Annotated in this window: 13 protein-coding genes; 2 read left to right on the top strand and 11 right to left on the bottom strand. The window is 48.3% G+C overall.

Features of this window, described 5'->3' with window-relative positions:
• Positions 1–146: 146 nt before the first annotated feature.
• A complete protein-coding gene (locus B5M13_RS13355; protein WP_080056141.1) occupies positions 147–2,687 on the top strand; it encodes a glycosyltransferase family 2 protein in 2,541 nt (846 codons plus the stop codon).
• A gap of 99 nt (positions 2,688–2,786) precedes the next feature.
• Here B5M13_RS13355 and B5M13_RS13350 read toward each other — a convergent pair whose 3' ends face one another.
• The 5 genes from B5M13_RS13350 to B5M13_RS13330 form a co-directional block, all read right to left on the bottom strand.
• A complete protein-coding gene (locus B5M13_RS13350) occupies positions 2,787–6,884 on the bottom strand; it encodes a non-ribosomal peptide synthetase (protein WP_080056140.1) in 4,098 nt (1,365 codons plus the stop codon).
• 3 nt (positions 6,885–6,887) lie between these two features.
• On the bottom strand, positions 6,888–13,592 hold the full coding sequence (locus B5M13_RS13345; RefSeq protein WP_080056139.1) for a type I polyketide synthase: 6,705 nt from the start codon (positions 13,590–13,592) through the stop codon (positions 6,888–6,890).
• A 175-nt stretch (positions 13,593–13,767) separates the two neighbouring features.
• Complete coding sequence (locus B5M13_RS13340) at positions 13,768–15,960, bottom strand: GumC family protein (protein ID WP_080056138.1); 2,193 nt, start codon at positions 15,958–15,960, stop codon at positions 13,768–13,770.
• Between the two features lie 10 nt (positions 15,961–15,970).
• Positions 15,971–16,678, bottom strand: coding sequence for a TolC family protein (locus B5M13_RS13335; RefSeq protein WP_245859992.1), 708 nt, complete (start codon positions 16,676–16,678; stop codon positions 15,971–15,973).
• Positions 16,679–17,012: 334 nt separating this feature from the next.
• Positions 17,013–18,206, bottom strand: a complete 1,194-nt coding sequence (locus tag B5M13_RS13330) for a glycosyltransferase family 2 protein (RefSeq protein WP_179950491.1) — start codon at positions 18,204–18,206, stop codon at positions 17,013–17,015.
• A gap of 255 nt (positions 18,207–18,461) precedes the next feature.
• On the opposite strand from B5M13_RS13330, the gene B5M13_RS13325 reads away from it, so the two are divergent.
• The gene (locus B5M13_RS13325; protein ID WP_245859990.1) at positions 18,462–18,737 is read left to right on the top strand and encodes a hypothetical protein; all 276 of its coding nucleotides are present in this window, start codon (positions 18,462–18,464) and stop codon (positions 18,735–18,737) included.
• A 119-nt stretch (positions 18,738–18,856) separates the two neighbouring features.
• On the opposite strand, the gene frr is transcribed toward B5M13_RS13325, so the two are convergent.
• The 6 genes from frr to dusB all read right to left on the bottom strand — a co-directional run bounded on the left by frr (position 18,857) and on the right by dusB (position 23,859).
• Positions 18,857–19,417 carry a ribosome recycling factor gene (frr, locus tag B5M13_RS13320; protein ID WP_080059917.1) on the bottom strand — a complete coding sequence of 187 codons (561 nt, stop codon included), beginning with the start codon at positions 19,415–19,417 and terminating at the stop codon, positions 18,857–18,859.
• Positions 19,418–19,509: 92 nt separating this feature from the next.
• Complete coding sequence (gene pyrH / locus B5M13_RS13315; RefSeq protein ID WP_080056135.1) at positions 19,510–20,238, bottom strand: UMP kinase; 729 nt, start codon at positions 20,236–20,238, stop codon at positions 19,510–19,512.
• A 141-nt stretch (positions 20,239–20,379) separates the two neighbouring features.
• Entirely contained in the window at positions 20,380–21,342 is a 963-nt protein-coding gene (locus tag B5M13_RS13310; protein ID WP_080056134.1) for a sugar phosphate isomerase/epimerase family protein, read from the bottom strand.
• A 17-nt stretch (positions 21,343–21,359) separates the two neighbouring features.
• Entirely contained in the window at positions 21,360–21,860 is a 501-nt protein-coding gene (locus B5M13_RS13305; RefSeq protein WP_080056133.1) for an acetyl-CoA carboxylase biotin carboxyl carrier protein subunit, read from the bottom strand.
• A 69-nt stretch (positions 21,861–21,929) separates the two neighbouring features.
• Positions 21,930–22,835: a DMT family transporter gene (locus tag B5M13_RS13300; RefSeq protein WP_080056132.1), complete on the bottom strand. Its 906-nt coding sequence runs from the start codon at positions 22,833–22,835 to the stop codon at positions 21,930–21,932.
• Positions 22,836–22,863: 28 nt separating this feature from the next.
• Positions 22,864–23,859, bottom strand: a complete 996-nt coding sequence (gene dusB / locus B5M13_RS13295; RefSeq protein ID WP_080056131.1) for a tRNA dihydrouridine synthase DusB — start codon at positions 23,857–23,859, stop codon at positions 22,864–22,866.
• Between the last annotated feature and the right edge of the window lie 177 nt (positions 23,860–24,036).

Raw genomic sequence — 24,036 nt, 5'->3', positions numbered from 1 at the left:
TTCCTCTATTTTGACTCAGGATAACTTTCAAAGTCATAAAAGATACGAATTACGTCATACGAATACAAAATCACGATCTGTTATTCACTTGGTTACCAGACCGTTGAAAAACCAAATTCGTGCGGCACCATTCGAATCTAACCCATATGAACTGGCTTACTCATCTTCACCGTTCGCCGAACGCTGCCTATAACTTTGCCTATAAGCCAAGCGACAGGCAGCCTATTCGGATTTTGATCATTGCCGGTCTCTTTTTTATTGTAGCCTTTTTAGGCGTGTATCTACAACCGGGAAATCGGGGCTATGGCTGGCTGTTTGGCATGTTAACCGTATCAGTATTCTTCAAGCTCTTCCGACTACTCCACGAATGGTACCATTACTGGCAGGTGAAACCGTTGGTTGTGCCCCCCTCTACCCGGACCTGGCGAGTCGATGTATTGACAACCTACTGCCCCGGCGAACCGCACGACATGGTTATCAATTCTCTGCGAGCCATTCAGGCGATCTCTTATCCGCATACAACATACCTCTGCGACGAAGCCAATGACCCTTACTTACGACAGATTTGTGCAGAATTGGGCGTACGGCATGTTACACGCACCGACAAAAAAGACGCCAAAGCTGGCAATATCAACCATGCGCTTCAGCAGGCCACTGGCGAAATATGCCTGGTGATTGACCCTGACCACGTACCAGCCCCTGATTTCTTAGATCACGTTTTGCTCCACTTCGACGATCCGACTATTGGCTTTGTTCAGTGTGTACAGGGGTATTATAACCATAAGGAAAGTCTGGTTGCCTACGGGGCAGCCGAGCAGACGTATACGTTCTATGGCCCCATGATGACCTGTATGGGGAATTATGGAACAGCCCAAGCCATTGGAGCTAACTGCACGTTCCGAAGAGATGCGCTCGATTCCATCGGTGGTCACGCCCCCGGTCTCTCCGAAGATATGCATACAGCAATGCTGCTACACGCCAACGGGTGGAAATCAGCCTATGTTCCCATGCCTCTCTCCTATGGTCTGGTACCGGATACATTATCGGCTTATTTTAAGCAGCAACTTAAATGGTCGAGGGGTACGTTTGAGTTGCTGGTTACTACCTACCCAAGAATCGTCAGTCAGTTGTCATGGCGTCAGCGGCTTCACTACCTGACGATGCCGTTGTATTATCTCCTGGGAATAGTCCAATTCCTTGATTTACTGATACCGATCATTTCGCTGGTGACAATGCGGCTTCCAGTTCACGTGGATCTTCTGTTATTTGCCACGGCCTATCTTCCCCTACTGCTCACCGCATTTTTAATCCGGCAGTATTCGCAACGATGGTTGATCGAAAAGCATGAAGCGGGCTTTCATATTTTTGGAGGTATTTTAAGCAGTGGAACCTGGTGGGTATACGTTTTGGGGCTGATCTACACCATTTTCCGTGTCGAAGTTCCTTACCTACCAACCCCCAAGCGCGACCAGCCCCGGAACAATCTTGTGCTGTGCCTCCCTAATCTGGTAATGATTCTATTGACGCTGGGTGCTATTGGTTACAGCATTTATCATTACGGCCGGTTTGCAGTCAGTAATATCTACTCCCAGCTCATGATAGGCTTCGGACTACTCAACGTGGTTATTCTGTCGCTGAATGTGCTGATCGGTCAGGAAGTCTGGCTGGCCCGTATGAAAACATGGATAGCCCCCCGAATTTCGTTTCAGCGACCTGTTTTCTGGCCGTTACGAATTGCCTTCTGGCATGTTCGGTATGGTCTTTATCGCTGGCTTCGCTTTTCAGCCATTCCCTTATTTGTCGTCCTACTGATTGCCACAACCGGCTTGGTAGCGTATACCAGTCGTAAAAAAACAGCCCGGCTTCCGTTCGATCTCCGATATGCTACTACCCAATCGTTTTATTATGGACTGGACCCAGCCAGGGACAATGTTCATAAATCAATTCCTGTGCCTGACAAAGTTATTGTTCCCCAACACTTAGCATGGTCCACTACTGGCAAGCATGCATTGAACCAGCCGAACTTGTCGATAGCGTCCCGTCAAATACCTTTGCTCTATCTGGAGCCAACCTACACTGGGCTTTCAGAAAACTCAGAAAAGGTTTTGCAATCATTTCTGCGTAACATCTGCCAAGGTACATACAATGACCAGCTGCTGTCGTTTACCAATAACCTGAAACGTAATAATCAACCCCTACTCATCTGTTTTGCCCCAGAATTTGATGATACTACGTACCAGTGGGGCACCCGACAAGAAACAACCCTTAAACTGTATGAGAAGGCCTGGCAATATCTGGTAACGTTTTGTCGTCAGCAGCAATTGACCAACAGCGTATGGGTGTGGTGCCCCACTCAGCCATCAACCATTGTCGATTACTACCCTGGGGGGGCTTCAATTGACTGGATAGGGCTTAACATTACCAATAAGCCGCTTTCGAACGACGACAGTCAGATCCATTCCTTTGCGGCCCTGTATCAGTTGATGCACAATACAATCCGGTTACATATAGACTACAACATCCGCCAAAAGCCCATTTTGGTAACGCATTGTGGTACCCATACATCGGGAGCAAAGGAGCGCGACTGGTTGCGTAACGCCCTGACTATGGCCACCGAACGGTATCCTGAAGTACGTGGCTTAGTTCTTACCCCACAACAGGCTGATGAGTTAAAAAGAAGTCATTAAGGGATCGTTAGCGGCAAATAAAACACGGATTTTCAGGATCCATATGATCAGTGTAAATCATACGAATCCTGAAAATCCGTGTTCTACTGTCTAGCCGTTTTATGCCTGATCGAGTGCCCGTTGCAGGGCTTCAGCAAAGGCTTTATCATTGGGAGGCAGGAGCATCAGTTGATGATCGCCCGGCACACTATGCACGCGTACCCCTTTTTTAGCATATTTTTTCCAGCCCAGAAACTTACTATCATCGACAAAGTAAAGACGAACCTGAGCCTTAAAAAGGTCGATAACACCGTCGTAGGGTTTCATGGTATAATGCGAAAACGCATACTCATGCTTTTCGATGATTTTATTCAGGTGTTCCAATCCCACTTCTGGTTCTGGCTCCTGACGCAAACCCATTGCTTTTAGCAACGCATCGATTTTCCACTCAACATATCCCTGCTGGTATTTGAGCGTCTGAATAGGTTTCTGGATCAATGACCTGGTGAACCAGATTAATTTCGGGAACTGGCGGAGCACTTTCCGCATCAGCCAGTCGCCCATCGAGCGATTCATATCTGACTCCTGTGCATTGGTGTCGAACATGGCCAGCATTTTCACCTCTTTCCCCATTGCTTTCAATTGCCGGGCCATCTCCAGCGCCACATAGCCACCAAACGAATAGCCAGCAATTGCATACGGACCATTGGGGTTTTGTTCCAGCACTTCGCTCAGATAGAAAGCGGCAATGTCTTCCATCTTATCGAGCGGCTCATCTTTTCCATCCAACCCTTTTGCCTGGAGGCCGTAAATAGGCTGCTCAGGGTCCAGATAGCTGATCAAGCTACTGAAATTTAACAGATTTAGACCAATTCCATGAATAATGTAAAGGGGATCTTTATTACCTTCTGGCCGGATGGGTACCAGCGACGTCCAGGTTGTTGGCTTTTCATTCGTCTGTAAAAGCTGTGCCAGTTTTCGAACTGTCGGATAGGTCAGTAAAATGGATAAGGGTAGTCGCTGTCCGGTTTCCTTTTCCAGTTGGGTCATTACCTGAACGGCAATCATCGAGTGCCCACCCAGTTCAAAAAAGTCGGTATCAATATCAATCTGATCCAGCATCAACGCTTCCTTCCAGATTCCCACAATCAGTTTTTCCGTTTCGGTCGAAGGAGCAATATGTGTTCTATATTCCACGGCCAGCATGGAAGCAGGCTTAGGCAGCGCATTTTTGTCAATTTTGCCATTTGGTGTAATAGGCAACTGGGCCAGGCTCACAAAATCTGTCGGGACCATATAGGAAGGCAGATTTTCCTGCAATTGCCTTCGCCACATCAGAATCTGGTTCCTGAAGGCGTCTTCGCTCAACGGCGGATTAGTCACCAGATAAGCAATCAATCGTTGGTCACCAGGGCGATCTTCACGAGCAACGACCACAGCTTCACTCACCCCTTCCTGAGTGACTAGAGCATGCTCTATTTCGCCCAACTCAATCCGGTAGCCGCGAATCTTCACCTGCTGGTCGATACGCCCCAGGCAATGGATTTCGCCATCGGGCATAAACTTACCTAAGTCGCCCGTTCGGTACATGGTACTTTTTTTCGACGTACTGAATGGGTTCGGAACGAATTTTTCCCGCGTCAGCTCAGGACGGTTCAGATAGCCTCGGGCAACCCCATCGCCAGCAATGTAAATTTCGCCAACACTCCCTTCGGGCAACCGATTCAGGTGTTCGTCCAGAATATAGACCTGGGTGTTCTGAATGGGCCGTCCAATCGTAATAATCTCGTCGCTGGCCAGAATCTGCTTTCCGGTCGAATAGATAGTCGTTTCGGTTGGGCCATACATATTCCAGAGCGATCCACAACGAGCGGTGAGTTTCTGAGCCAGGTCTTTCGACAAAGGCTCTCCACAGCACAGAATCTTCAACGGCAATCGTTCCTCCCAACCAGCCGCGAGCATCATTTTATAGGTGATTGGGGTAGCCTGGATGAGGCTAACCCCAAAGGTAGAAACAGTCTCTAGTAGTGCCCGGCCATCTTTTGTCGTTTCGGAATCGGCCAGTACCAACGTTGCCCCTACCAGAATGGGCAGGTATAACTCAAGCCCGGCAATGTCGAACGAAACCGTTGTGACAGCCAGCAGTTTATCGTCTTTTGCAATACCTGGCCAGCTTATCATGCTGTACAGCAGATTGACCAGGTTATGATGCTCAATAAGAACGCCTTTGGGTTTTCCGGTCGAACCTGAGGTATAGAGAATATACGCCAGATCGTTTCCGTTTACCTCAATTGCCGGAGCCTCTTTGGGATACTGGTCAAGTTCATTCAGAAGGGTATCCAGCAACACAACCTTCGTCTGGTTCGCTGGCTGGCCCAAAGTCGGGTACGTTGTATGACCGGCCGAATGGTATTTTTTCGATGTAATCAGCAAGGTGGCTGATGAGTCGGCCAGCATAAACGCAATACGGTCATGCGGATACTCCGGATCAATGGGCACATAAGCGGCACCAGCTTTCAGAACAGCCAGTAAAGTAATGACCAGATCGGGCGTACGATCCAGAACAACCCCTACTACGGGCGTACTCCCATTGACTCTTGTTCCTAAACCCTGCTTTCGAATAGCCTGCGCTAGCTGGTTAGCCCGTTCATGAAGCTCCCGATACGTAAACGTTTGTTGTTCCGTTTGCCGGGTAAAGACCAGCGCCAGTTTATCCGCAAACTCATTAGCCGTTTGCGCCAGTAACGAATGTAACGAAGCCGTATTTGGGTAATTTGCCGCCGTATCGTTCCAGGTGGCCAGCTTTCTGCTCTGATCATCCTCATCGGCCAGCAGAATATCTTCAATCTGAATGGATGGATTCTCAACAATAGCTTTCAGAAGCCGTTCAAACTCGGCCATCATCCGGTCGATAGTCGCTTCTTTGAACAACTGAGTATTGTATGACCATTCAAAAACGAGAGCCGATTTGCCGGTTGCGGCATCACTTATGTTCAGAAAGAGGTCAACGGCACCAAACTCCCTCGGATTGCTGATAAACTGATAATCAAGCCCGTGAAAATCTACCCCATTATCGAGCCCCATGTCGACGTTGAAGATGACTGGAACCAGCGGAACCCGAGAAGGATCGCGAACAATGGGTAGCTTTTTCAGCAGACTGCCAAACGTCAGTCGTTGGTGTTCGTATGCATCGAGTATGCCTTCCTTTCGTTGCTGTAAAAACTCCAGAAAGCTCAGTTCAGACCTGGGAAAGCTGCGTAGTGGCAGCAAATTGACACAATGCCCCACCAACCCCAGGTAGCCGGTTGCTGACTGCCCGGATGTGGGTAAGCCTACCACAATATCATCCTGGCCCGTTACCCGGTGCAGAAACACCTCGAAAGCAGCCATTAATGTGGTAACAAAACTAGCCCCTGCCCTGGCGCCCATTTTTTTCACAGCCCCAGCCAAGGCATCGCTCAATAGATGATCGCGTCGGTCAATGGAATACGTTCGTAGCGCTGGTCGGGCGAAGTCGGTAGGCAACTCCAGAACGGGGATTGTACCGCTATACTGGTTGAGCCAGAATTTTTCGATCTGCCGATACGCTTCGCTTTGCTCAAACTGGTGCTGCTCAAGGGCGTACTGGCTATAGGTCGGGGCCTCAGGTAAATTGGGGTTGCGGTGCCGGGCGTAGGCGGAATAGAGCGCACTTAGATCCTGAAGTAAAATACCTAACGACCAGCCATCACACACAATATGATGCCCTGTCAGGGTAAAATGATGATCGGTATCCGACAATTTGATCAGGCACACCTTAATCAATGGGCCGTTCAGCAGATCGAATACATAGCGTGCATCCTGCTGGACATAGTCTGCAATAATCTGTTCCTGCTCAACCTTCGATTTAGCGGCACAGTCCAGGTAAGTCAGGGGAATAGATACCTCATCGAAAATGCACATCTGCCGCCCATCAGCACTAAACGCCGAGTGTAGCGCTTCATGACGGCGCACCAGTGCTTGCCAGGCTTTGTCGAAAGCAAGTTGATCCAGTACCCCATGAAACCGCAACGAAATCGACTCATTGAAAGCTCGGCTGGCATCGTCGCCACCGAGTTTACAGGCCGCCCAGATTTCGATTTGTGGCTCCGTTGCCGGAGCCAGACTCACGATTTGAGGTCCCTCAAATGGGTTAAAATCAACTTCAATCAGGTTTACATTCGCAATGCTTTCCGCCATCCGTCATTGATTTAATTCAACCTGGAGGTATTTCCCAGGCTGATCTGGATTAGGAATAAACCAGGCAGGGTTACCCTGCCGATCCCGGCCTAATCTGGCCCCAGGTGCTGGTGGTGTATGTCTGTTATGAGTTATCCCAACTATTTCTGAATTGAATGTGCTTACTCGATCGGCTTTAAAAATGCCAACCTCGATCAATTCCTGTATACTATCGGTAAAACTTCGAATAATAGCATCGATTTCCTGCTCGGTATGCGCTTCTGTTAGGAAACAGGGAAATCCATCCCAGATGTGAATGCCTTTATCACGCATCAATGTAAACAACAATTCACCGTATGCTACCTCTTCTTTAAACTTAATTTTCCATAATGAACCAAAGTTAACAACAAAAAGGGGAAGTTTCCAGTTTTCCAGCACAGCATTCAGCCCATCGGCTAGTCGGGTTGTTTTATGAGTCAACTGCTGTTGTAAAGCGGGGCCTTCCGTTTTCATGTAGGCTAGAGAGGCTTTAGCAGCTGCCAGAGCCAGCGGATGACGAACAAACGTTCCGGCAAAATAGGTTACCCCAACCTCCGGCACCGACGCATCGCCGTATTGCCAGAATCCGCCATCCAGCGCATCCATAAAGGCACGCTTACCAGCAATAACCCCAATTGGTAAGCCAGCCCCCACTACTTTACCGTACGTAGCCAGATCGGCTTTAATGCCGAAAAGGGCCTGAGTTCCACCCGGATGGGTTCGGAAACCTGTAATCACTTCATCGAAAATCAGAGCCGTACCCGATTTCTCTGTTATGCTCCGTACTTGTTTTAAAAATTCAATCGGTACAAACTCGGGGCGCCGGCTTTGAACCGGCTCAACCAGCACAGCCGCTAACTCATGGGCACGCTCGCGAATGATTTTCAGACTATCGTCGGTACCATACTCCAAAATGAGCATATTCTGAACCGCTTCGGGCATGATTCCCGGCGCGGCCGGGAACGACTTCATCTTTTTGGTTCCTCTCACCAGAACTTCATCCACAATACCATGGTAAGATCCCGAAAAAGCAACGATAAGCGACCGCCCTGTTACCGTTCGGGCGATGCGCATGGCTCCCAGTACCGCTTCGGAACCCGTATTGCAAAGAGCCGACCGATCCGTTTTGGTCAGTTCACAAATGAGCCGGGTTACCTCGCCTGCCAGTTCATGCTGAGGGCCTACTTCAAAACCAGCTTCAATCTGATCGTGCAACACCTGTTTAAGCCAGTCAGGCTGGTAACCGAACATATTCGAGCCAAACCCGTTCAACGCATCGATGTACTCATTCCCATCAATATCCCATACTCTGCTACCTGCTGATCGGTTAACTACTATTGGATAAACGATTTCCTTAGTGAGTGGCCGAAAACCTGTTACCACGCGTGGGTCGGCCATATGTGCCCGATTTTGCTGGGCATACGCTTTACTTTTGGCTGTTTTGAGGGTATACTGTTCCGTAAACTGCGACAGAAACTGCCGCTGTTTGGGAGTAAGTTCCGAAGCCTGCCGTTCAATCCGGGCCGTTGCGCCGAATGGTTTCTTCAGTTCAGCTTTTTCCTCTGGTGTCAGGTCAGGGGCTTCCGTAATTGAGCTTCCATTCTTTGCCACGTTTCCATTAACCGACATTGGCTGGGGCGTTGACGCAGCACCAGGTTGGGAGGCTGGCGTATTTCCTGCTTGTAGTAGTTCAATCTGTTTGGCAAGCAGTTGCAGTTGCTGGGCTATAAGATCCAGTGCAGGATTCGCCAGAGGAGTTCCATAGTGACCATTCAGCGCAACTGGCGGTACTGGAGCAGCAGTTGGAGTTGGTGCAACAGGTTGCGGTTCGGGGGGCAATTGCTGGTCAATAAAGTCGGCCAACAGTTCAGGAGACGTATACGTACTGGTTAACTGACGGAAGGTAATGGGCAAGCCAAATTCTTTTTTCAGGGTTAGAGCCACTTGGGTCAGCAACAGAGAATCCAATCCGATTTCCAGAAAACTGGTGTCGGACGCAACCCCATCCATTTCAATACCAGATGCCTCTTCCAGCAGTTGGTTGATTTGGCTGATCAATGTAGATTTTCTCATAGTTTTTGGTGTGGTTATTGGCAATACGACGGTCGACCGATCGGGCAAATCTGCAACAGGCCGCTGATCAACAGGCACATTACCAACTAAACCGACATGTTTATTTGTATGTAAAGAGGGGTTTTCCGGCCAGATTTCCACCGGATCGAGCCAGCAATGCCTTTTATCAAATGCGTAGCTGGGCGCGCTAATCTTTATCCGTTTCTGATGCTTATAAAAGGCCTTCCAGTCTGGTTCCAAACCATTCTGGTATAATTGCCCTAGGGTAGTCAGCAATGACTGGCAGGCCGCTGGCCCATCGGGCAGATTGGCTAATCCGGCTAGTACTGGAATTGTCTTTTTTCCAACCTGCTGCCGGGCCAGTGTCGCTGTCACGTGTCCTGGGCCAACTTCCAGCAGTAATGGGCTATCTAAAGCAATCATCGTATCCAGCGCATCAGCAAATTGTACGGTCGCACGCAGGTGATTCGCCCAATATATAGGATCGGTAGCCTGGGTATCTGTAAGCCAGGTTCCACTTACCGTCGATACAATCGGTTTTTTAGGCCGATTCAGTGAAATTTCACTCACGACGTTGCCAAATTCACCCACAATGGGTTCCATCATACTGGAATGAAATGCATGACTCGTTGCCAGTGGCTGATTAGGAATTTCCTGTTCGTCCAATAACCGGGCAAAATCAGCGATATCTTCATCTGGCCCTGCTACTACACATAATGTATGGCTATTTATAGCGGCCATAGAAATCGTTTCGGGCATCATCCCGGCAATTAGTTCGGCAGGTTTACGCACCGACAACATACTACCACGCGGGCGTTCGCTCACCATACGGCCACGCATGGCAATGAGCCTGAGTGCATCCGCCAACGAAAAAATACCGGCCAAATGAGCAGCCACAAATTCACCGATACTATGCCCACAAAACACGGTCGGTACAATCCCCCAACTCATCCATAATTGGGCCAGCGCATACTCGGTCACAAACAGGGCAGGTTGCGTATAACGCGTATTTCGTAGCCGCTGTTCAGCCTCCATATCCATCGATTCGGGATACATCACCCGACGAATATCAAGGTCAAGGTAGGGAACCAGCAAGTTCGCGCAGGTATCGATAGCCTCCCGGAATACAGCTTCTGATTGATACAGCCAACGTCCCATATTGAGGTATTGAGACCCTTGCCCAGGAAACAGGAAAACCACTTCATCAGGCCGTTGGACAGCTTTTGACAGGGATGATTTTGCCTGCTCGGTCTGCAATTTCTGCTGTAGTTCGGTCGCTGTTGCCGCAACTATAAAGCGTCGATGACCAAAGCTGGCCTGAGTCGTCTGCAAGGTAAAGGCCAGGTCGGCTAATGCTGTATCCTCTACTTGTTCAACCGCCTGTGTCAATTTTCGGGTATATGCCTCCAGACTGCCGGACGATTTAGCTGACCAGCTTAGCAACTGTACCGGCCGACCTTCTGCAGATTGGGGCCTTTCAACGCCAGATTCTTCCAATATGACATGCACATTGGTGCCTCCAACGCCGAATGAGCTCACCCCGGCCCGACGAGGCCAATCGCCCACGGGTCTCCAGTCGACCAATTGGGTATTCACAAAAAATGGCGTACTGGCAAAGTCGATAGCGGGATTGGGTCGGGTAAAATTGATCGATGCCGGGAGTTGTTCATGATACAGCGCGAGTGTCGTTTTGATCAGCCCGGCCACACCAGCCGCCTGAGTCAAATGCCCCATATTGCTTTTGATGGAGCCAATCGCACAAAACTGCCGATCAGCTTGCTCACCAAAGGCCTGGATTAACCCTTCGATTTCGATTGGGTCACCCAATGGCGTAGCTGTTCCATGCGCTTCTACATAACTAATGGTTGCCGGGTCGATAGCGGCATCGGCTATAGCCATAGCGATCGCTCCGGCCTGCCCTTCTGAGCTGGGAGCCGTAAAGCTTCCTTTACCCCCCCCGTCATTATTCACGCCAACCCCTTTAATGACCGCGTAAATTGTATCGCCATCGCGAAGAGCCGCTTCCCGGCTTTTCAGTAATACAACGCCTGCGCCATCGCTAAACACGGTGCCCTGTGCATCAGCATCGAACGATCGACAATGCCCATCCTGGCTTAACATAGCACCTTCCTGATATAGATGGCCACTATTGATCGGCGATGTAATACTAGCTCCCCCCGCCAAAGCTACTTCGCACTGACCATTTCGGATGCTCTGTACAGCCTGCGTAATCGCCAGCAACGAAGTTGAACAGGCTGAATACACGCTCACAGCCGGGCCTTTCAGATTGAGCTGGTAAGCGGTTCGGGAAGCTATATAATCTTTCTCGTTCAGGGTCATCACCTGAAATGCACCCACCTGATCAATCAGATCTGTATGCCCTTGTATATTCTTCTGGTAGTATGTATTATTCCCACAGCCCGCAAATACCCCAACCCGACCATCGTAATGATGAGGGAGATAGCCCGTTTGTTCCAGTGTTTCCCAGGCAATCTCCAGAAAGATTCGTTGTTGAGGGTCCATGAGCTGCGCAACCTTGGGCGATAAGCCAAAGAAGTTCGCATCGAACTGATCGGCCCCGTCAATCACGCCCCTTGCCTTTACGTAAAGAGGGTCAGCTTTCAGACTTGCCGGAATTGATGGGTCCAGTTCGTCGTCCGTAAAAAATCGTGTCGTTTCTTTACCCGCTTTGAGGATCTCCCAAAGTTCACCAATCGTACTCGCCCCTGGAAAGCGACCCGCCATGCCAATGATAGCAATGTCCGAATCATGCGTTGACGGAGCCGCATTTTGTTGCTGATTTTTAGGCAAACCAATCGTTAATGGTGACTCTTCTTTGGGTTGCAGATAGCTGGCAATACCGGCAACGGTTGGAAATTGGTAGAGTTTGGTGATAGGTAGCGTATACTGCCGCTCTTTCAGAAGCGCTACCGTTTTTTGAGCCAGTAGGGAATTGCCGCCCAGTTCAAAAAAATTATCATCAGAACCTATCTGATCAATTTCCAGCAGCTCTTCCCAAACCTGGGCAATGGTCCGCTCAAGAACAGTCCTGGGTTTACGATATGCCACCGTCAACTCGGGCCGTTTCCGTTCCGGGGCTGGCAATTTCTTTTTATCGACCTTGCCACTCGTTGTTTTCGGCAACTCATCCAGCCACACGAAAGCGGAGGGCATCATGTAGTCAGGTAGTTTTTGTGCCAGCTGCGACCGAACTTGCGACGTAATCAACTGACCGTTAGCCGAAACCAGATAGGCAACCAGTTGCTTTTGCCCCCCCTGCGCTTCACGTGCTACGACCACAGCCTGCCTGATACCCGGTATCTGATTGACCACTACTTCAACTTCACCTAATTCGACCCGATGCCCACGGATTTTCACCTGATCGTCGCGACGACCCAGAAAATCAATGGTTCCATCCGGTAGTAATCGCCCCAGGTCCCCTGTGCGATAAACCCGTATCGATCCCTGACCAGGCACATCCAACTGAATGAACTTATCACGGGTCAGCCTAGGCTGGTTCAGGTAACCTTCGGCAACACAGTCTCCGCCAAAGCACAATTCGCCAGCTTCACCCGTGGGCAGAATAGTCAGGCTATCATCCACAACAAACAGACGTACATTGTCGATCGGATAGCCAATACCAGGCAATGCAGGCCACGTGGCAGGGTCGCCGGCGAGCGTCAGTTGGGTAACCACATGGCATTCGGTAGGGCCATATTGGTTGAACAAAACACAGGTCGGGAGCGCCGAAAAAAACTGAGCGATCTGCGGGGTAATTTTCAACTGCTCGCCTGCTGTCATTACCTCCTGGAGTTGCTTCGGAAACACCTGCGTACGGACGGCGGCCTCAGCCAGATATTGTAGGGCCACAAATGGCAGAAACAATCGGTTGATTGCCTGTTCATCAATAAACTGGAGTAGTGCATTGAGGTCCAACCGGAGCGACTCATCGACCAGCATGAGTGTACCCCCCGTTGTCAAAGTGGCAAAAATCTCCTGAAAAGAAACATCGAAGCTGAGCGGGGCCAGTTGCAGCGTCTTCGTCCCAGGCCCTGCCTGCGAGTGGTTGGCCTGCCACGCGAGCAGGTTCACCAGTGCTGCATGCCCCATGCAGACACCCTTCGGCTTACCCGTTGAACCGGACGTATAGAGTACATAGGCAATTCCCCCCTGCTGAACCGTTGTTGATACATCCAGACGTATGTAGTCCGCAATGACCTGGAGACCTAAACTTGCAAATCGGGAGTAGTCGGCACCCACCGCCAGACAGGTTTGAAGTTGGGCATCACTGATAATTTGTTGCAGACGCGCATCAGGGTAGGCAGGGTCGAGTGGCAGATAGGCTTTCCCGGCTTTCAAAATACCCAGAACACCAATCACCATATCCAGATTACGAGTCGTACTGATTCCAATAACCGAATCCGAAGGAGCAGCCTGTACAATAGCCCGACATACGTCGTCGGCACGTTCATTTAGCTGCTGATACGTCAGATTTTCATTCCCGAAAATTACGGCTATACGCTCCTGATCCGCCTGAGCGACCTGCTCAACGAGTTGATGAACAAATTGAGGAGTAAGGAAACTCCTGCTTAAAGTACTATTCTTATGGGCACTCATAGCTACTCAGGCAATTTCCGATTCTATGTGTTCTGTAGATAATGTGGGTATCAACTACAGACTTAAACCTAAACAGATTGTGCGCTTTGCTTAGCAATGGGCCTTAAAACCAGGCCATTGCTAACGTCTTCCATGAGGGTTATTTCCTACACGGAGTATTGTTTCTTGCTGATGCCTACAGCGCATTTCGCTGAGAATAGATCGAGTTTTCCTGAGCGGGCGGTAATGGCTGAATAGCATCAGCCCGACCGGGTACGTCGACATAATCACCCTCAACCCGGTTCAAGACCGTCAGAATTGGTTGATTGGTTACTCGTACGTACATACTCAGCAGTTGTTTCTCGGCCCTTGCCCATGGGCTGTTCGCATCAATTATAAGTAGGGATAAAGCGCTGCTTTTGAGCAGATAAACTGGAATTTGGTTATTTATTAGGGCGGGCAATTCAAGGATAATACGATCAAACTGAGAAGGCTCAAAGCCCTGCGTATAATCAAGCAGGTAATCAATACCTGTAACATTCATAAAGTCCGGGCGAACCGTATAAGGGAAATTGGTAATCCCCCGCTGCTGCGAACGTTGCTCTTTACCGGTTACCCGGGGGTAACAATACGCAATCCGTTGATCGGCATTTTCGTAAAGCTGATTGAGACCGTTAGCCACCCAGGTTTTCCCCTGCTTCGACCGAATACTAAACAACGTAATGATCGGTGGATAAGGCTTGGTGGTATTCTGTGAAACCTCAATGTTGATGGCATTGAACAGTTGCTCAAACATACTCCGAGATGCCATTGTTGCTTTTGTGAAAACCTGGGGCTTTCGAACCGTGGGAAAGAGAGCCGATACCGGCATACCGATCATTTCTTCGGCCTGTTCTGGCGACTTGATTCGCTTATCCAGCCAGAAGCGGAGAGCCGTCAGCAACAGCGCAATAAACAACCCAACTCCGAAGCCAATAGCTACCAGTTGCCAACGCTTGGACGGTTGAGGAAGTAGCGGAAAATCGGGAGCGTCTAAAATCTCCAGGGTTCCGCCAATCGCCACGTCCTGCCGACGGGTTTTCGACTGATCTACATTCTGCAATAGGTCGAAGTACTCTTTTTCAGCTACGGTTAAATCCCGATTCAACTGGCGAAGCTGCGAACCCAATGGACCATACTCATTAGTTTTGGCATCGTATTCGTTCATCCGCTTCTTATACAACTCCAGCCGGGCCGACGATTCTTCGTATTCCAGCGATTTGACCAGTCGATCGTTAGCTATGGTTTGAGCCGGAATCGCATCGGTTGAATTAGTAGCGGCATCGTATTTCTGAGCGCTGACTTTCAGCTCGTCCGATGCTTTGTTGACCATTGCCTGCAACTGATCAATGGTTGCTTTCGACTGCCCGTATGCTTTGGCGTTGGCGAGTTTATTTTCTGCGTCGGCCAGTTTCTTTTGTTTTTCACTCAAATCGTTGTTCGCTGAGCGAATGCTTCCCTGCTGCCCCATCCGCTGATTGAGGGCATCCAGTGATGCTTTGGCCGCATTTCTTCGCATCAGTTCCTGATTGTACTCCGTTTGCAGTGCTTCGCGCGAGGCCGCTACGTTTTTGGCCTCTTCGTCGTAATCCAATACCTGATGGTTTTCGCTGAAATTACGCAGAGCGGTTTCAGCCTGAGCAAGTTTTTCTTTTGCCTTCTCCAGTTTCGATTCGTAGTACCCAATTACCGAGTTTGTTTCGGATGTTTTGAGCGTTGCATAGCGTTGGTTCAGAAATTCAATCGCGTAGCGTAAGGTACGTTGGGCTACCCCTGGATCGTCCGTTTCGTACTCCATCTGGAGCACATCATTTGTGTTTTTACGGGGGGTTGCTTTGATATTTTCACCTAAGTGCTGAATCGAATAATACGAATCCGATTTCATCAATAGACTTTTGATCGGATTATCGTACTGTGATTTGGCCAGGCTATCAACAGTTCGTCGTAATAGTGCGGAATCAGCAGCGATAAAAAACAAGTTTTCCCAACCCGGCGTAATAGCCTTGTGTAATTGCTGAAAACCAGCATCGCGTAATACCAGCGTGTCGGGATGTTGTAGCCTCAAATGGTCGGTGAGCAAACTCACGGCCACTTGAATTAAGGTTTCGCGCGAGTTAAGAGTGGTAAGGATATTATCTACGGCGCTGGCCGACCGATCCTGAAAGGCACTCTGCCGATCGGAGAGCAATGAGTAGCGAGAAACTAGCCCAGTGTAGAGCGTAGCTTGTGATTTATAAACTTTAGGCTGATTTCGAGTAACAATAAAAGCTGTTCCTGCCGCCACAACCGGAATAAGAATGAACCAGAGCAAATGCTGTTTCAGCAGGCGTAAAAATACTTCAATTGTCATACCCTTTCCCTTAATTACGTTTCAAACGCTGAATTGGCATTCCCATTAATGCTTCGAAATAGCGTACATTCTTAATGAAATTGCCTTTTGCCTGTTCCGATGCTGTTTTAGCCTGTACATACCGGCTGGTAGTAGCGGCCATAACATCGGCTGTGATTCTTCCTTTCTGAATATCGGCCTCCCCTACCCGTAAGGCTGTCAGCGAAGCCTGCTCATCAATCAGAAGAATCTTCAACAGTTGCTGCGAGGTAATCATATCCTGATACACCCCGATCAAATCGCGCTTTAATTGCAATTCAATAGTTTCTTTTTGAACCACAGCGGCTCTATAATTAGAATAAGCCTGCCGAACCTGATGTTTGCGCCCAAAAAGTTCATAAAGTGGAAGCCGTACATCTACCCCTACGCGATAGCCGTTGGTAATTTGTCCAATTGTTCCCTGACCTGGCAGTTTAGAATCCCCCGATGAAACCAACAATTGGTTACCCCCTGAATAGTTAGCAAAGCCTGACACGTTTTGCAGAATCTGTAACTTCGCCACTTCGTGTGCTTCGCTCAATGAATTGGCTACTTCATTCTGATACTTGATCAAGGGCGAATGCAATACGGCAATTTTTACCAGATCTTCGAATGGCAACAATTGCCCGGCAACATCCTGATTAATATCCAGGTACAACGTATCATCGGCAAGCCCCGATGAAGCGCCGAACGATACCAATCCCCGAACATTACGGTTTTGACCGAAACTTGTTGTTACTGAAAGTAGCCCAATGAGAAAAAATAGACTAACTCGACAACTTATAATTAAACTAAAGTTTACTAAACGGCATGCCATTTTGAAAAAATTTACACAAGTCTATCTCCTCAGCAATTCTACTAACAAGTCTACAATTGTCTTATTCCGGCAATTTATTATATATTATTAAGCTAATCTGTATCATTTAACGGATTCGCTTTCTTTTTACCCACTTTAGTAGGCTATTTATCTCTTTTGACTCCTTAATTTGGGCTTTGTCACACATCGGCTTCATCCTTATCCCAGGCAATCCAGGCTAGGGTGTCTGGGCATCAGGCGAACCCGTGTGGGGGGTGTGCATAAAGCGCTTAAAGGCTTTACGAATATTAAGTAAAGCCCTTACAAAACTTAGCAGCAATACAGGAATAAATAAAAATTCGCGTATACTTACTCGTTTCCATAAATAAGCAGGCACCGACATAATTAAACTGGCACTCATCACCAGCAACAACACAAGTGGCGTTTGCCAGAGGAATGAGTAAGGCGTTAGTAAACCGATTAATAAGCCTAAAAGCAGTAATCCCAGTAAAAGAATTTTTGGCAGAATGATAGCCTGAATAATCTTGAGGCCACTGGCAATACGCCCCTGTAGAATTTCACCTATCCCTTTCCAGAAATAGAATTTTATGAACTGCCACTGAGCCGCTATCCAACGAGTACGCTGATTCTGAAATACTGCCCGATGGGCTACTTTCTCATCGTAAATGTAGGCATCTTCGAGGTAGGCAATCTTACAACCACTCAGTACAATATTGGTTTCCAGCTCTTTATCGTAGCCTCCCATGGTATGTTGAGTTGCCATGGCTTCTTTCATCAGCCTGGGTTCAAATGCCATCCCCGAGCCAATTGTAGCCGATGACAAACCTAATACCCGGCTTCCTTTCCGAAAAATGTGGTTGTTTATTTCTTCACTAATGGCGTCCAGAATGGCAACACTGGTATTACTATTTTTAGCAACCCGATGTCCCTGAGCCGCTCGCCATCCCTGTTCAAAGGCCCTGTTGATTCGACTCAGAAAATCAGGTGCCATATGGTTATCGGCATCAGAAACAACAAGTATATCGTATTGATCAAGTGGCAACTTCGATAAAGCGGCATTAATAGCCTTTGCGACCGTCGATACGTCGAAAGAGACTTCGAGTACTTTGACTGGAAATGCGGCTAACTGAATGAGTGTACGTGGTAAAAATGAATCTGCTATGACAATAAGATCGAATTGATCGGCAGGATAATGTTGCTTCAAATTTTCCGTTACCGACTCAATAATAACGGCATCTTCTTTATAGGCAGGAATCAAAACTCCTATTTTCCTAAACGTAATTGTATCAGACGATGGACTAACATCGTCTGCTTTGCCTAAGCGACCTGCTATAGCAAATACGGCCCAGTACACTACGTTCAGTACAATATACCCTAAAAAAATACAATAAATTGCGTAAATAATTGACATAAAGTAAGTGTCGAGTTCATACTGCGCAGCTATTGCTTCAGAATCATAAATTAACCTCAACTGTTCTCCAACCTATTGATGGGAAGAGCCCATTTCTTTAGTTTGGCAAAATCCCGCCCATCTACCCTTTACTAAATTCACATATAATGTAGACCTGCAGACTCAACATAACTAGGCTCATTAAAGGATAACCCTTTCATCTTTAAGACCACCGATTCGTTACCAAGTCACATAAAAAGACGCAACCAAAATGATTTGCGCTCCGTATATATGGGCATGCGCTACATTGTTGTTTTCGCTCAGGCAGAAATAGGCTACGCGGTGGGGTTCGATAACTCCGCCGATGCAGTTGATTTTTTGTATTGGGGTTACGAAGAGTATGACTTACTACCCTATGGTATCTTCGATGTACTGACGGGCGAAGTATGGCCATACGAACACCGGGGAGCGCGCGTGGTCGATGTTGACGACGAATTAATCAGCCGAACAGCAAAAGACTATTTAAAATCAGCTATTCGGCAAACGAAATAGCCCTGTAGGGAGTATTAGGGACTATATAGACTGGATCACTGGCGAACGTAATCCAGTCGTTTACACCAAAAAGCCGACCCTTAGTGATTGGGTCGGCTTTTTTGACCAAGCAGGGCAAGCTATACGGCCAGGATATCTTTCTCTTTAGCCACGAACGTCTCGTCGATGCGGGCGATGAATGCATCCGTTAATTTCTGAACACGCTCCTCACCAACTTTAACGGCATCTTCCGAAACCCCGTCTTTTACTAGCTTGCGGATGTCTTCGTTGGTATCTTTACGGATATTGCGAACGTTTACTTTAGCGACTTCGACCTCCTGTTTTACTTTTTTGACAAGGTCGCGACGACGCTCTTCCGTGAGCGGTGGAATGTTTAAGCGAATAAGTTCTCCGTCGTTGCTCGGCGACAATCCGAGGTTCGAATTACGGATGGCTTTTTCAACTTCGCCGATCAGTTTTTTCTCGAAAGGCTTGACAGCAATCGTACGTGCATCGGGCGTCGTTACGGAAGCTACCTGATTTAGGGGCGTCATAGCCCCATAATATTCTACCTGAATACCATCCAACATCTGGGGTGACGCTTTACCGGCGCGGATTTTTGTTAACTCGATGGCCAGGTGCTTGAGAGCCTTTTCCATCGTGTCCTTTGCATCATCGAGAAATAGCTCGATCTCTTCCATATAGTTTTTAATTTTGAATGAGTGAATAGTTGAATGACTGAATAATCGTAGCGATACATATTTAATCATTCAACTAGTTAATCATTCTATCATTACAATTTAGTCGTAACAAGTGTACCGACACTGTCGTCACCCTGAATCAACCGAAGCAGACTTCCCTGATTGTTCATATTAAAGACAATGATCGGCAGATTATTTTCCTGACAAAGTGTAAAAGCTGTAAGGTCCATCACGCTCAATTTCTTCTCGTAAACGTCATCGAAGGTAATCGTCGTATACCGAACAGCCGTTTTGTCTTTCATTGGGTCGGCCGAATAGATACCGTCCACTTTGGTCCCTTTCAGGACGACATCTGCTTCTACTTCAATGGCTCTTAATGCGGCCGTAGAATCAGTGGTGAAGTAGGGATTCCCCGTTCCAGCCCCAAATATAACTACCCTGCCTTTTTCGAGATGACGCACAGCCCGGCGACGGACGTAGGGTTCACAAACCTGCTCCATTTTGATCGCCGACATGACACGGGTATACATACCGTGCTTCTCCAGCGAACTCTGAATAGCCATTGCGTTGATAACTGTTGCCAACATACCCATGTAATCCCCCTGCACACGGTCGATGCCTGATCGCTCCCCTGAAACGCCCCGAAAGATATTCCCTCCACCAATGACAATAGCGACCTGCACCCCCAGATCAACAATTTGTTTAATTTCTTTGCTGTATTGTTCAAGCACGATCGGGTCTATATTATACCCATTAGGCCCAGCCAATGCCTCCCCACTCAGCTTGAGCAGGATGCGTTTATACTTTGTCTGTGATGTCATGAAGGGAAGTTTTGCGGGCAAAGATAGGAAAAAGGGAGTAAAGGGAAGAGTAGAGAAAAAGAGAAAAGGTCTGAGATTTTACGGGGCGGCTTCATTTCTCTGATCCTTTGTTTGTTTTACCAATTCGACCTTCCTGACTTTTTATGCCTCCTGCCAAAGTGTCTTTATTCGGTCCATATCCCGTTTCATAGCCGTAAATACTTCATTTTTAGGTATTGATATCGTGGTATTTCCATGCTCAGCCCCACCGATTGGATACTCTATATGGAGTGTGATGGGTACATTTACAACATGTTTTTTCAAAAAGGCAAAGTACGTCTTAAAATCGACCATGCCTTCACCAAACGGCACGTCCTGTACCACCCACTTATCCCCTTTTTTCGCCCAGTGAAAATCTTTAAGCGTAATGGCTTTAATCTGCGGCCGGATCAATCGAAGGCCATTTGGCCAGGCAGTACCACCTTCGACCGTAGCATGTCGAATGTCGTATTGTACGCCCATATGCTGAGGGTTAGCTTTCCTGAGAATTTCCCATATCTCCCAGATGTCTGATCCGACCAGTACCCCGGCATGATTCTGGTAGCAGCCAATCAGGTTCAGGGTTTTATTTAGTTCTGCCAGCGCCTGAATCTGATTCTGATAGTGTAGAATGGAATCAGGCAAGGAACGTTTCTCTTCGTATTGGTACCATGCCATTCGGTACGTCTGAAACCCAAGTTTGGCGGCTGTTTTCAGAAGACGTTGATCGGTAGCCTTCGTCGCATCGCCAACCGCAGTGGTCATCAGTCGAGGGGGAAGTCCTGCCTTTCGAAGAGCTTCAACGGCTTTTGGCAAATCATCTTCCACACGCTCTGGACGCACATGTCCGTCAGGCCGTACGGTCAGATCTACACCCGCAAAGCCCATACTGGCGGCCGCATCTGCCATGTCCGTGTAATTCAGAAACTGCAGATGTTTCGAGAATATATGGATCGGTGGCACCACAGCATCATCGCTTGGAACGTACGGAATAGACTCCGCAATGGTTCCGGGCCATACCGGCAATATTCCTGCGGCTAAAGCGGTCTGAGTCAGAAAACGGCGACGGGTATAGTGAGTATCCATACCTACTAAATACCTACTCAGGAAAATTCTACCAATACCTGGCCCTTCTCGACCCGATCGCCTTTGGCTACCCGGATGGTTTTGATGCTACCGGCACCAGGTGATTTTAGCACGTTTTCCATTTTCATTGCCTCCAGAATCAGCAGACTATCGCCTTTGTTGATGGCATCACCCGGCTGTACGTGTATCCCAACGATCAGTCCGGGCATCGGCGCTTTCAACTCATTTACTTTCGTGCTGGCGGCACTACTCATGCCCATTTTTTCGAGTAATAAATCGAAGCGGTCTTTTAGCTGAACCTGATGGATATGCCCATTAATTTTTAGGGTTACCGATTTCTCCTTGGTGTTCAGGTCCAGGATTTCGGCAGTGTAAGAACGATTCTGATGAAGAATATGAAAGGTTCGATCGGATAACTTAGCTAAGTCCCAGACGAATGGCTCTCCATTCAACAGCGGACTGCCTGACATAAAATCAATCGTGAAGGTGTTTTCATCGGGTAGGGCAGCGGTGTACATAACAGGGATTCGTTTTTACGGTTGGCGTTGGCAGACACATCATCACACCAGACACTACAAACATCAAACTTATTTATTCACCAGCCAAATTCCCAGCAGGCAAATACCCATACCTGCAAACTGCACGGCATAAATGGTTTCGCCATCCAGTACACCCCACATTAGCGCCACAATGGGAATCAGATACGTAACCGAAGCCGCAAATAAAGGGGATGCCAGTTGCACAACTCGGTTGAAGAAAATAGACATCAGCCCGGAACCAAACACCCCAAGCGTGGCCAGAGCTGCTAGTGACCAGTTATTTTTTACGTCAACGACCCGGCTCAGAAAATCCGTCGGGATAAGCGTAAGCAGGGCAATGGGGCCCGCAAAAGCAAACAACCAGGCCGTCGATACCAGCGCTGGCAGATGACTCAGGTAACGTCCGATCAGGTTTGTATTCAGACCATAACAGATCGTAGCCAGCACAACCAGCAGCGCATACCCATTAAACTGAAAAGAACCTGTAGCACTGAAAAATACCAGCAGCAGCGAACCGGTCAGCCCCAACAGAATACCCGCTACCTGTCGGATTCGGAGTGGTTGCCCGAAAACTAATCCACCCAGAATCAGTGTAAACAATGGGCTAAGCGAATTTAAGGCACCGGCCAAAGAACTGTTCAGATGGGCACCCGCTTCGGCAAACAGAAAAGCAGGAATTACAAAGCCAACAACACCCGACGCAAGCAAGGCCAGCCACCGATGCCGAACAGCTACCCGAACATCAGACTGACGACTTTGCCTTATCAGAAAGGGAAGAAAGAAAACAAAGGCAAACACCAATCGACCAGCCGCTACTTGTTCTGGTGGAAAAGCTCCCAGGCTACGCTTAATCAGAATAAATGAACTGCCCCAAACCAAAGCCAGCGCACCAAGCAATACCCAGGCCATCAATGGGCGTTTCTGCAAGCGTAAAACAGGCTCTTCGGTAGTCATGTTTTTCTCCTACTACTCACTCCTATTACTAGGCTAAAAGAATCTCTTCGGAATAGTAGTCAGCGATTTCATCCAGCACCGCACTTACTCCGCTATAGGAATCGGTGGTCACCAAACGCATTCGATAAGGTTTGAAGTCGGGTAGCCCTTTAAAATAATTGGCGTAATGACGGCGCATTTCGAAAAGGCCAACAATTTCGCCTTTCCAGCGAATTGAGAAATCCAGATGCTGACGACAAACCGCTACCCGATCGGCAATAGTCGGTGCCGGAAGATGCTGACCAGTTTTAGCAAAATGCTTTATTTCATTAAAAATCCAGGGATAACCTATACTGGCGCGACCGATCATGACGCCATCGACACCATACCGATTCTTATACTCAATCGCTTTTTCGGGCGAATCGATATCGCCATTGCCAAAGATCGGAATATGAATACGTGGGTTATCTTTTATCCGGCCAATGAGGGTCCAGTCGGCTTCGCCCTTATACATCTGCGCCCGGGTTCGTCCATGAATGGTCAGCGCTTTAATACCCACATCCTGCAACCGTTCGGCAACTTCACCAACATTTTTTGTTGAATCGTCCCAGCCCAGGCGGGTTTTTACCGTTACGGGCAGGTGCGTAGCCTTAACAACGGCTTCGGTCATGCGCGCCATTTTAGGAATATCCTGAAGCAGGGCTGCTCCTGCTCCCCGGCAGGCGACATTTTTCACCGGACATCCGTAATTTATATCGATCAAGTCTGGACTGACCCGACTGGCAATACGAGCACACTCACCCATGGTTTCAACGTCCGACCCAAAAAGCTGTATACCGACAGGACGCTCATACTCAAATATATCCAGTTTTTGAACACTCTTTGCGGCATCCCGGATTAAGCCTTCCGACGAAATAAATTCCGTATACATCAGATCGGCTCCATTCGCCTTGCAAACCGCACGAAACGGCGGATCGCTGACATCTTCCATGGGAGCCAGTAGCAACGGAAAATCCGGCAGTTGTATAGTACCAATCGTGACCACTCTGGTATTGATTTATAACATATAATAACAGATTTACGATTTGTAGGCTTATTTGGTTCCGTTATTTGCCAGGCCTGATGGTCCATGCATCGTCATTCGTACCCCATACGTCCTTATATTTACACAAATTATGCAACCCGTTCACCCTTCAGAGACCTCTACCTCCCGTCCTCCCAC

It is taken from the genome of Spirosoma aerolatum (assembly GCF_002056795.1).
Lineage (GTDB): Bacteria > Bacteroidota > Bacteroidia > Cytophagales > Spirosomataceae > Spirosoma > Spirosoma aerolatum.
Note: the sequence above shows the minus strand (reverse complement) of the source record. Positions and strands in the feature narration are given on the sequence as shown.